At 58.3% G+C, this 11,753-nt stretch carries 7 protein-coding genes; 3 read left to right on the top strand and 4 right to left on the bottom strand.

Features of this window, described 5'->3' with window-relative positions:
• Nucleotides 1–10: 10 nt before the first annotated feature.
• From xseA to FEM03_RS19650, 3 genes are all read right to left on the bottom strand, one after another.
• Complete coding sequence (xseA, locus tag FEM03_RS19660) at nucleotides 11–1,354, bottom strand: exodeoxyribonuclease VII large subunit (RefSeq protein WP_138088012.1); 1,344 nt, start codon at nucleotides 1,352–1,354, stop codon at nucleotides 11–13.
• Between the two features lie 38 nt (nucleotides 1,355–1,392).
• Nucleotides 1,393–6,084 (bottom strand): PVC-type heme-binding CxxCH protein, encoded by a 4,692-nt coding sequence (locus FEM03_RS19655; protein ID WP_138088011.1) that lies wholly within the window; start codon nucleotides 6,082–6,084, stop codon nucleotides 1,393–1,395.
• A gap of 125 nt (nucleotides 6,085–6,209) precedes the next feature.
• Nucleotides 6,210–7,658 (bottom strand): hypothetical protein, encoded by a 1,449-nt coding sequence (locus FEM03_RS19650; RefSeq protein WP_206171084.1) that lies wholly within the window; start codon nucleotides 7,656–7,658, stop codon nucleotides 6,210–6,212.
• A 39-nt stretch (nucleotides 7,659–7,697) separates the two neighbouring features.
• Here FEM03_RS19650 and FEM03_RS19645 point away from each other — a divergent pair, with 39 nt between their 5' ends.
• The gene (locus tag FEM03_RS19645) at nucleotides 7,698–8,654 is read left to right on the top strand and encodes a 2-dehydropantoate 2-reductase (protein WP_138088009.1); all 957 of its coding nucleotides are present in this window, start codon (nucleotides 7,698–7,700) and stop codon (nucleotides 8,652–8,654) included.
• Between the two features lie 134 nt (nucleotides 8,655–8,788).
• Here FEM03_RS19645 and hisF read toward each other — a convergent pair whose 3' ends face one another.
• The gene (gene hisF / locus FEM03_RS19640; protein ID WP_138088008.1) at nucleotides 8,789–9,559 is read right to left on the bottom strand and encodes an imidazole glycerol phosphate synthase subunit HisF; all 771 of its coding nucleotides are present in this window, start codon (nucleotides 9,557–9,559) and stop codon (nucleotides 8,789–8,791) included.
• Between the two features lie 96 nt (nucleotides 9,560–9,655).
• On the opposite strand from hisF, the gene FEM03_RS19635 reads away from it, so the two are divergent.
• Both FEM03_RS19635 and FEM03_RS19630 read left to right on the top strand, forming a co-directional pair.
• Entirely contained in the window at nucleotides 9,656–10,600 is a 945-nt protein-coding gene (locus FEM03_RS19635) for a tyrosine recombinase XerC (RefSeq protein ID WP_138088007.1), read from the top strand.
• A gap of 176 nt (nucleotides 10,601–10,776) precedes the next feature.
• Nucleotides 10,777–11,673, top strand: a complete 897-nt coding sequence (locus FEM03_RS19630; RefSeq protein WP_138088006.1) for an SMP-30/gluconolactonase/LRE family protein — start codon at nucleotides 10,777–10,779, stop codon at nucleotides 11,671–11,673.
• Nucleotides 11,674–11,753 lie beyond the last annotated feature (80 nt).

Raw genomic sequence — 11,753 nt, 5'->3', positions numbered from 1 at the left:
CCTTTATCCCTTATCCTTTCCTTGTCACCACACTCGAAAAACTCCCCTTTGCCAGCTTGGTCACCACCATGTCCCCAGACCGCAAGGCCTCAGGGTCAGTTACCACTGCCCCGCGACCATCTGTCGTTACCGAAAACCCCCGTGCCAGCACCGCATCCGGTCCCAACGATTTTAACAGCTTTCTCATCGACCGATACTGATCCGCTGTCTGCTCGACGCGCTGCCGCATGGCCGACTCCGCCCTCTGTCTGAGAAATGCCAGCCGGTGCTCTGCCTGTGCCAGCAATTGCTCTGGCCGATGCCGCTCCAGCACCATGCGGCGCTCCATTAATTTCTCCGAGAATCCGCGCCAAGACATCTCCATCGCCGTCCTCAGCGATTCCTCCTGGTCATCCACCTGCTGCACCGCTTCCCGCAAAAGTCGCTCCGGCTCACGCATCAACGCCCCGCGTCCCAGCAATTCGATCTCCCGCTCCTGCCGCTCCAGCACCGTCTCCATTCGAGTGCGCATCCGATTGCCCAACGCTTCAAAATGCCGCTGCATCTCTGCTCCATCCGGTGCCAGCAACTCGGCCGCCGCACTCGGAGTCGGTGCCCTCAGATCCGCCACAAAATCCGCAATGGTGAAATCAATCTCGTGCCCCACCGCCGACACCACCGGAACTTCCGAAGCAAAAATCGCCCGCGCCAAAACCTCCTCGTTGAAACACCAAAGATCCTCCAAGCTCCCGCCTCCACGTCCCACTACAATCGTATCCGGCTGCGGCAATCCATACTCCTCCGCCCGATTCAACACCTCAAGCGCCCGCACGATTTCCAATTCCGATCCCTGACCCTGCACCCGCACCGGGAACACCAGCACATGCAGCCACGGCGAACGGCGCTCCAGAATGTTCAGCATGTCACGAACCGCAGCACCCGTCGGAGATGTCACCAATGCCACGCACCTCGGGTGCCGCGGAATCGCCTTCTTCCACTCCGAATCAAACAACCCCTCCTCCTTCAGCTTCAGCTTCAGCGCCTCGAACCTCGCCTGCAAAGAACCCAATCCCTTCGGCTGCACCTCCCGCACAATGATCTGGTAATTTCCCCGCTGCTCATACACCGTCACCTCCCCAAACACCCGCACCTGCATGCCATCACGCAACGGCATCGGCAGCTTCGCCGCACTGCCCCTAAACAACACACAGGACACCTGCGCCGACTCATCCTTCAACGTGAAATACTGGTGACCCGAGCTCTGCACCCGCAGGTTGCTGATCTCCCCCTCCACCCACACTTCACCAAACGATTCCTCCAAGAGCGTGCGAATCCGGCGGGTCAGTTGCGAAACAGTGAGAGCTTCCATCGTCATGGTCACGCTCCCTTAACCCGCCATGAATCACACTTCCACTATTCCTTCACGTCGACCTTGACCAACCTCAGAAAATCCACTCCCAGCATCATCGACGGTTTCGCCTGCGGATTCACCCCAATGATCTTGAACTCCACCCGGTTCAACCCCGCCTTCAACTCATGCACCCCGAAGGTCAACTCCGCCGTGTTCAGCACCTGCGGATCAAACAAATCCAACGGATCACCCGACACCTTGCCATTCACCGACACCTCGAAAATCGCATAGTCCTTCGCCCGTGTGAGCACCCCCTTCACCTCATGCCGACCCGCCTCCTTCACCGGGACCTCAATCGTCAACACCTCACCCACCTTGCCACCCGTCCACCAAAGCTGCGCATCTCCGCTCCATTTGCCCGACTTAAAGCCGCCCATTTTTTGCACGCCCACTCCTCCCTTGGTCACGGACGACTTCAACCCTTCAGCCTCCAAAAGCCCTTCTTTCGAGACCACATCCCCACCCGCCGCACCGCTCTGCAGATACGCCACCAGGTTGCGCACATTGTCGTCACCCAACGCATCAAACAAACCCTCCGGCATCGTCGACATCTTGCTCACCTCCCTCGATTTCACTTCGCTTTTGTTCAGCGTGAACTCCGCCCCGCCCGGCATCACCACCTTGAAGATCTCCCCCGCATCCGACTTCACGATCCCGCTCAACACCCGGCCATCCTTCATGGTAAAAATGTTCAGCTGATAATCCCGACCAATCAACGCATTCGGGTCCAGCACATTTTCCAAAAGATACTCGAGGTTGCCCCGATTCGACCCCGTCAAATCCGGTCCCACCATCGCCCCCTCACCGTTCAGCACATGGCAGGTTCCGCACGCCGCCGCATAAATCAACCTACCCGCCTTCAGATCCGCCGTCGTCAGCTTGTCAGGCATCAGCAACGTCGTCCACTTCGCTTTTTGCTCCGCCAGCCCCGCCTTGGGTTGATTCATCGTCCCCACCACCGCCGACATCGCCTCGTTCACTTTAACATCATTCAACGACTGCAACTGACGCATCAAAAACGGCGACAACGTGGTCCGCGCCATCCGCTCTGCCGCCACCGCCTCCAGCAACGCCACTGCCCCGGCGGGACTCGATGCCAAAGTCGCGACCGCATCCACCTTCTCTTCCGCCGAGAGTTTCGCATAAACCTCCGTCAGCGCCTTCGCCGTCCCCGCATCCGGCAAGAACGCCAATGCCTGAATCGCTTTGCGCCGCAACGGCAACGCCTCCTTCGCCTGGTCCGCAATCAACCCCTGCAACAAAGGAGCCGTCTGTCTGTCCCGAACCTTGATTAAAATCGACAATGCGATCTCCCTTGCAGCCACTCCAACCTTGGCATCCACCAACACCTTGCGGAATTTCGCGACCGAATCCTCATCTCCAAAATAAGCCGACAATTCATCCACAGATTCCGTCATCACCGGCGACGCCCCTTCCCTCAACTTCACCACCATCTCCGCCCAGCCATCCGGCTGTTTGATGTCGCCACTTCCGCGCGCATTGTTGACCATCAACTGCAACATCGACTCCCGCTGCCCCGCATCCTCCATCGCCGCAATCCCTGCCAGCAACACCGCCCGCCCCTTCTCCGAAGCCGCCATCCGCCGATAAATGAAACCCTTCACCTTGTCCCAAACACAAAGCTTCGCCAGCTCCATCCCCAACTCTGGATTCTGCCCCACCAACGGCTCAATTCCATACCAGACCAACAGCGGAATGTTGTGATCTGCGCCGTCTTCTTCACGCACCAACAACGCCTTCGCAATCTCCGCCCGTTTATCCAATGGCAAGCGTTGTAACAAGGATGCCAGTTCCCGACGAACCCAGGGGGACTTTTCCTCCTTTGCCATGCGATTTACATACATCAGATGACTCAACCCATCCGTCTCCAATGCAAAACCACCTGCCCCTCGGGTATTCCCAACTGCACGCACTCCCCAAGCTCTCACCCAATCTTTCGATGAATGGAAGTGATCCCGCCAATCTGAGCCTGTTCCCAGCCCTCCAATTGACAGCACCACAAAATTCCCTCTTGCCGACGTAGCCACATCCTCATCTACCATTGCCTCAGTGACACTTCGAAACAATCGATACTCATCCTCCTGACTAAACCCCGACAACTTCCCTTCCGCCGCCCGCTCCATCAACACCCGCCGCGCCATCCGCGCAAACCACTCATTCTCACTCTCAATCGCCATCTTCACCAACTCCTCATCCGACAACTTGCCCAAGTCCCCTTTCCACGGTTTCACCTCATCATAAACCACCCGGAAAATCCGCCCGTTTTCACGATCCCAAACCAATGGATCCACCTGATGACAAACCTGTTTGTCCGCCCAGTCACTCACATACAACGCCCCATCCGGCCCCACCTTCTGCGTCACCGGAATGAACCACATGTCATTGCTGCGCATAAAATCCGCACGCCGCTCTCCGACATAACCACTGCCTTTCGGTTCCACCGCATTATGCACCAACCGATGCCCATGCAAATTCCCAAACAGCAACGCCCCATCATACACCTCTGGAAAAGCTCCCCCGTTGTAAATCGCCAGTCCGCAATGCGCATGTCCACCGCCAGCCTGATCCGTGTTCGCCGCGGTTGATGCCGACATCTTCTCCCGGTTCCTTACCTCCGTCCACCCGCCCGCATAATGCACATGACCCGCAATCGTCTTGATATCATCATAAGTGTGTTCATTAAAATGCTGACCCGCCTGGCGCTGATATCTCCCGCCCGGCACGATATGGTATAAGTGAGGAATCACACACGCCGTCGTAAAGAACTCCCCTTTCTCATTAAAATCCAACCCCCACGGATTGCTTGTCCCATGGGCAAACACCTCAAACACATGACGCGTCGGATGATACCGCCACACCGCCGCATTCAACCGCTCCCGCTCAGCTTCAGGCGTCCCCGGCTTGCCCACTTTTGAATGCGTAAACACCCCGTGACATCCATACAACCAACCGTCCGGTCCCCAGATAAACGAATTCAACGTTTCGTGCGTGTCCTGATAACCCCATCCATCCAACAACACCACCGGCTCACCATCCGGCTTGTCGTCCTTGTCCTTGTCGGGAATGAACAGAAAATTCGGAGCCGCCCCCACCCACACGCCACCAAATCCCACTTCAATCCCGGAGGTCAGATTCAACCCCTCCAAAAACACCTTGCGCGTCTCAAACTTCCCATCGCCATCCGCATCTTCAAAAATCAAAATCCGATCCTTGCCCTGCCCCTCGGGAGCCCGCGTTGGATAAGTGTTCCCCTCCAGCACCCAGATCCTTCCACGCTCATCCCAGCAAAACGCAATCGGCTGGACCAAGTCTGGTTCCGACGCCACCAACTCCGCCTTGAACCCCGCCGGCAACACCATGTTTTTCACCAAATCCTGCGCCGTCTGACCGTGCACATAATCCCCCGTCTTGATGCTGCCTTCACCATAAAACTTCTTCGGCTGAAACTGCGCCAGTTTCTCCACACTCACTTCTTCACGACGCTGCGTCAACACCCGCAGCCCATGCTTGTTGCCCACCACCACATCGACCAGTCCATCGCCATTCACATCCCCCGCCACCACTTGCGTGCCCACCCCCGTATCGCCATCAATCAAGTGCGGCACAAATTCCACCGCGCCATCTTTGCCCCGCTTCGTCTGAAACCAATACAACACCTTCGGATCCAGTTCATTCGGGTCCTTGCCATTGTGCGCCCAATACCTTTTGCCGGTGATCAAATCCTTCACCCCATCGCCATCCACATCGGCGAGCGTCAACGCATGCGGCTGACTAAACCTCACCCCATATTCATTCTCCCAAGGCTCCTTCCCCACAATCAACTGCTTCCGCCAGTTGGCCCCATCTTTACCGCCCAGATTCTCGAACATCGCCACCCCAAACTGATGTGCATTCAGCGACGTCATGATGTCATTGCGACCATCCCCGTTGAAATCATAAGCAAACATCTGCGCCCCACCACTGCCTGCCAGTTGAAACGTTCTCGGCACCCACTTCTCCCCCACCTTCGCCGGAGCCTGCCACCAGCGCTTTGCCTCCAACAAGTCCATCTTGCCATCCCCATCCACATCCCCCACACCCAAACCATGCGTGAATTTTTGCACCCCCACATTGTCTGAAATCGCCACCCAATCCCACGCCTTCGTCACATCTGCCCCCCGCTTGTAAAACCCAAACTGCCCCTCCTTCGAACACACGATCTCCTTCACGCCATCCCCATCCACATCCACAAAATCTGGCGACTCATTGTCCACCACTTCTGCGACCACAAACACCGGCCACTCCTTCACCTCCGCCACCTTGTCCTTGCCCGGATTCACATACAAACGCGCCTCCTTCCCCGGAAATCCCAACACCAGCACATCCGCCGCCCCATCTTTGTTCAAATCCTCGACGAAACTGAAAAAATTGTCCGAATACCCATTGATGTTAAAAGCCTTCGCCGGGTAAATTGTGTGCCTTTTCTCAAACCCCGGCCCTTCAAACCAGAATGGCCCATAAACCACATCCATCTTGCCATCGCCATTCACATCCCCGATGGCAGCCCCCTCCGCATAAAACGCCGTCTCCAAAACCTTCTTGTCAAAACGGATCAACGATTCCGCTGTCGCTCCACCCAAACAAGAGAGCACCAATGACAAAACAACAGCCGGGCAAGCGATACGGAAAGACATAAAAGAATGAAATAGGAAGCCATCAGACCTACGAAAACCACATTCCCACTTCCCGGACACCTTTTATATCAAATCGGACACCACCGCTTCCTCTTTATCCTTCAGCCTTCATCCTTCCGCCTTTCTTACCTCGCCCTCGCCACGCCAATCCCGGTCTGCACCGTCGGCTCCAGAATGTCACTCAGTGGCACCTCCGTCGGCCTGCCCCCATCGTCCTTCAGATCTAGCCCCACGGAATAAATCAACCCATGTGCCGCGTTGTATCCAATCGGCTCTCCGGTAAACGGATCCTTCGGCACCGCCTCCAGATACTTCGGCACCAGTTCCTCCAGCGACATCGGCACCCGCATCTCCGCCGCCACACTCCGTCTCACCGAAAACAGCGTCATCAAAATCGTATGCTTGGCCCGCGCCAGGTTGAGCCGCTCTGGCAATCCCGCGTATTGCACAATCCGCGACGCAAAATACTTCTCCCCCGTCGAATTCGGATTCCCAATCCCCTGCACTCCCGACACCTGCTGATACAAGCGGTGCGACAACTGACTCGTCTTCGTAAAGGCCGCCGGCTTCGACGCATCCGCCAGCTCCCGGAAACTGTCTGCAAACAACCTCAGCGTCGCATTCGGCTTGAACTGCATCCACCCCGACCGCGCCGTTTGATACTCCAGCGGCAACGGCGGCTCCCCTTTGTCCGGACCCAGCAGCAACTTGCGCTCAAAGCCATAATACCCCTTCATCGCCGCGCCCAAATGCTCGTTCGAAGCCTCCCACGGACCATACTCATTCAACTGCAACTGCATCAACACCGGCTCCGGCAGCCGCGTATTCTGCAGCAACACCGCCAGCGACTGCGCCGCCGCCTCATGCAGATCCAGCGCCCGTTCCATGAACGATGGCCACGTGTCCAGCCGCTCCAAAAGACACGCCATCACCGCCATGTCCACCGCCGCAAGAAACGCCATCTCCTCATTCCCGCGCCGCGTCAAATACTCCACCTCCACCTGCTTCAGCACCATCACTGTTTTCCACGCCTGCTGATCCGCCCCCAGATTCTCTACCTGCCAGAGCAAGTTGCGCGGGCGCCACTCCTCCTCCTTCTCTTCCAGCAAATCCCTGAAATTGTCCAACACCGTCCCCTTCTCCTCCAGCCATCGCGCCAAAGTCGGCGTATCCCAGCGCCACGCCGGTCCTTCGGGACGATCCAACACCACCCGACCCGCCGAAGCCAGCATCGTTTTCATCCGCGTCGGAGCCGACAACACCGCATTTTCCTGAGACTCGACCTGAACCTCTCCCGCCGTATGCCGTAAATCCTCGTCCCAGACCGGCGCCTCATCCTTCAAATACGCCAGCGTCATCACCAATCCCACCAGCACCAACAGCAGAAACCACGTCAACAAATGCGGCGGCCTCCATCCGCCCGGACGCTTCCTCCACTCATTCGGCACCATCTCGTCCAGAACATCGTCATCCTCCGGGGAAAAAAGTTCCCGGTTGCGCGGAGATTGAACCCGTTGCTGCTGCTGCCGACGCGCCATCAACACCCACCATGACACGAAGACCGTATCATGCAATACACTAGCAACTTTTCGACCTCCCGCCCCATTGTCCAAATGAACCCATTCCCCACCTCCCCACGCATCGCCATCGTCGGCAGCGGCGCCATCGGCTGCTACTACGGAGCCCGCCTCGCCCAGCACGGTCACGATGTGCATTTCCTCATGCGCAGCGACCACGACCATGTCTCCCGGCACGGACTCGACATTCGCAGCCACATTGGCGACTTCCACCTCCCCGCCGACCAGGTCCACTCCCACACCACCACCGCCGACATCGGCCCCAGCGACCTCGTCATCATCGCCCTCAAAACCACCTCCAACCACCTTCTCCCCGACCTCATCCCACCCCTTCTCCACGAAAACACCGCCATCCTCACGCTTCAAAACGGACTGGGCAACGAAGCCCTGCTCGCCACCCACTTTGGCGCCCAGCGCATCCTCGGCGGACTCTGTTTCGTCTGCATCAACCGACTCTCCCCCGGCGTCATCGACCACAGCGCCCAAGGCCTCATCACCCTCGGCGAATACGACTCCAGCGACGATCTCCAATCCCGCCCCCAAACCATCGCCGAAGCCTTCAACGCCGCTCAAATCCCCTGCAAAGTCGAACCCAGCCTCGCCCTTGCCCGCTGGCGCAAACTCGTCTGGAACATCCCCTTCAACGGCCTCTCCATCGCCGCTGGCAGCCTCACCACCGAGCAAATCCTCGCCAGCCCTACCCTCACCCAGCTCGTCCACGACCTTATGCTGGAAGTCATCGCCACCGCCAACGCCCTCGGCCACCCCCTCCCCGAGTCGCTCGCCGATGAAATGATCGCCAACACCCGCAACATGAGCGCCTACAAAACCAGCAGCCTCATTGACCACCTCGAAGGCCGCGAAGTTGAGATCAACGCCATCTGGCAGGAACCCCTCCGCCAGGCCCAAGCCGCCGGAGTTCCCGTCCCCAAATTAGAGATGCTCACCCAGCTCCTCGCCGGCTACGCCAACCTCAAAACGACCTCCAAATAAGTCGCCGGGGCTGCCGCCCGCCCTGTGAGCGCCGCCGTCTCGTGCTGCCCTCTCACCGCTGCTCAAACTTCACTGTCACCAAAACCGCCCAACGGCCCTTCCCTGAAACTGGTCCTACTCACACCCCCGCCACCTCACACCCCCGCCACTTCCCGCACCGGCAACCCATGCTCCGCCAAATACCGCTTCACATCCCCCACGGTGTATTGACCAAAGTGAAAAATGCTCGCCGCCAGCACCGCGTCCGCCTTTCCTTCCTGCAGCACCTGCACCATGTGATCCAGATTGCCCGCCCCGCCGCTCGCGATCACCGGAATTCCGACCGCCTCGCTCACTGCCTTGTTCAAAGCCAGGTCATACCCCGCCTTCGTCCCGTCCGCGTCCATGCTGGTCAGCAAAATCTCTCCCGCCCCGCGCTCCGCCATCTCCACTGCCCACTCCACCGCATCCAGCTCCGTCGGGTTGCGACCCCCGTGGGTGTAAACCGTCCATGAACCCCGCTCATTGCGCTTCGCATCGATCGCCACCACCAGCGCCTGACACCCAAACATGTCCGCGCCCTCGTTCACTACCCAGGGCGTCTTTACCGCCGCCGTGTTGATCCCCACCTTGTCCGCCCCCGCCAGCAACATCTCGCGCATGTCCGCCACCGTGCGAATCCCTCCACCGACCGTCAACGGCATAAAACAACGCTCTGCCGTCCGCGCCACCACATCGATCATCGTGTTGCGCTCATCCGAAGACGCCGTGATGTCCAAAAACACCAATTCATCCGCGCCCTGGTTGTTGTAAGCAATCGCCGACTCCACCGGATCTCCCGCATCCCGCAGCTCGAGAAACTTCGTGCCTTTAACAACCCGACCGTCCTTAACGTCGAGACATGGAATGATGCGTTTGGTCAGCATGGAATCGCAACCTCAGTGAAAAGTGAAAAGAGAAAAGAGAAAAGTGTCCCACGCCGCACTTGCATGATATTTTGGAAACCTAAAGTATCGACTCCCATGCCGACCTCCAAGCGATCACCCACCCAACCCGAGGTCGCTGAACCCGTCCCCCTTCCGCCCGATCCCCTCTCGGAAGCCTTTCTCAACTTCATGCACGGCGAAAAAAACGCCGCCGAGCGCACCCTCATCAACTATCGTCACGCCCTCGACACCTTCCGCGCCAAACACCCCCACTTCACCACTTGGGACACCCTCGAAGCTGACCACTACCGCCGCTACCTCTTCGAGCAAATGAAGTCCGGCATCGCCCGCGCCACCATCCGACTCCACTTCGCCGCCCTTCGCTCCTTTCATACCTGGCTCACCCGCCGCCAGGGCTGGACCAAAAACCCCCTGCTTGAAGTCCAGCTTCCCAAAAACGAAAAAAAACTCCCCATTGTCCTCACCGTCACCCAGGTCGTCACCATGCTCGACCTCCCCCTGTCAGTCCCCAAGGAAAAACAAGCTCCCCTTTGGGCTCCCGAGCGCGACCACGCCATCCTTGAACTTTTCTACAGCAGCGGCGTCCGGCTCAGCGAACTCGCCTCCCTCAACGTCCACGACATCGACACCTTCGCCGAAACCATGCGTGTCATCGGCAAGGGCCGCAAAGAACGCCTCTGTCCCCTCGGCTCGCCCGCCCTCCGCGCGATCCAGGTCTACCGATCCAAAGCCGGCGTCCACGATGGACCTCTCTTCCTCGGCAAAACCAAAAAACGCCTCACCATCCAGGCCCTCGGTGAAGTCGTCAAAAAATACTGGCGGCTCAGCGGCCTGCCCATCAAGGTCACCCCCCACAAATTCCGTCACAGCTTCGCCACCCACCTCCTCAACAACGGCGCCGACCTGCGCAGCGTGCAATCCCTCCTCGGCCACGCCAGCCTCAGCACCACTCAAATCTACACCCACGTCACCACCGAGCGGATGAAAGAAGTCTATCAAGACGCCCATCCGAGAGCGTGAAGAGTCTTAAGTCTCAACTTTTCAGTTTTCAGCATCTCCCGAATAAACCACCCGTTTACTCACGTAGTTTTTCAAGGCCCTTTCCCAGCCCACAGGAGATTTCCCATACAACTCCGAGAACCAAAAACCGAAACTTCCCACCCCCCATAAAACTTAACCCTTAAAACTTAAACTTCATGCCTTCGACCTCCTTCCTCCTCACCCTCACCGCGCTCGCCGCCACCCTTCCCCTGGCCGCCCAACTCCCCGCCACCATCGCGACTCCCGACGCCAAGGTCGAACTCATCCAAGGCGGCTTCAAGTTCACCGAAGGCCCCGCCGTCTCCCCCACCGGCCAGATCTATTTCACCGACATCCCGAACAACCGCATCCACGTCTACGATCCGGTTTCCAAAAAACTCGAGATCCACCGCGAAAACACCGGTGCCGCCAACGGCCTCATGTTCGACTCCACCGGAGCCCTCATCGCCTGCGAAGGCGGCAACCGCATCGTCACTCGTCAGGTCTTCGGCGAAGAACCCAAACCCATCGCCACCGCCTGGAACGGCAAAAAACTCAACAGCCCCAACGATCTCGACATCGACCTCAAAGGCGGCATCTATTTCACCGACCCCCGATACGGCAAAGGCGACAACCGCGAGATCGACATCGAAGCCGTCTATTATCTTCCCCCCAACGGCGGCGAGGTCATCCAGGTGGTCAGCGACCTCAAAAAACCCAACGGCATCGCCCTCTCTCCCGACCGCAAAACCCTCTACGTCGCCGACAACGGCGCCGGCTCCCTTCACGCCTACGATGTCAACGACACCGACGGCACCCTGACCAACGCCCGCCTCATCAGCCCCGAAGTTCCCGGCTGCGACGGCATGTGTGTCGACACCTCCGGCAATCTCTTCGTCACCACCAAGGAAGGCGTTAAAATCTTCACTCCCACCGGCACCCACCTTGGCACCATCGCCGTCCCTGAAGGCCCTGCCAACTGCACCTTCGGCGCCCAAGGCACCAAAACCCTCTACATCACCGCCCGCACCGGTTTCTACCAAATTCAGCTCGGCGTCGACGGATTGAAATGAATCTTCAACAACACTATCTGCAATATCACCTCATTCGTGAGATAAAACTGCGCAGTTTGAGGTTTCGATGTAGGTGGCGT

This window comes from Phragmitibacter flavus (genome assembly GCF_005780165.1).
Taxonomy (GTDB): Bacteria; Verrucomicrobiota; Verrucomicrobiia; order Verrucomicrobiales; family Verrucomicrobiaceae; genus Phragmitibacter; species Phragmitibacter flavus.
Note: the sequence above shows the minus strand (reverse complement) of the source record. Positions and strands in the feature narration are given on the sequence as shown.

What these genes read in the sequence shown, in the direction of transcription:
- xseA (WP_138088012.1), bottom strand. Translation starts at nt 1,354, where the DNA reads ATGACGATGGAAGCTCTCACTGTTTCGCAACTGACCCGCCGGATTCGC.
- FEM03_RS19635 (WP_138088007.1), top strand. Translation starts at nt 9,656, where the DNA reads ATGCCGACCTCCAAGCGATCACCCACCCAACCCGAGGTCGCTGAACCC.
- FEM03_RS19645 (WP_138088009.1), top strand. Translation starts at nt 7,698, where the DNA reads ATGAACCCATTCCCCACCTCCCCACGCATCGCCATCGTCGGCAGCGGC.
- FEM03_RS19655 (WP_138088011.1), bottom strand. Translation starts at nt 6,084, where the DNA reads ATGTCTTTCCGTATCGCTTGCCCGGCTGTTGTTTTGTCATTGGTGCTC.
- hisF (WP_138088008.1), bottom strand. Translation starts at nt 9,559, where the DNA reads ATGCTGACCAAACGCATCATTCCATGTCTCGACGTTAAGGACGGTCGG.
- FEM03_RS19630 (WP_138088006.1), top strand. Translation starts at nt 10,777, where the DNA reads ATGCCTTCGACCTCCTTCCTCCTCACCCTCACCGCGCTCGCCGCCACC.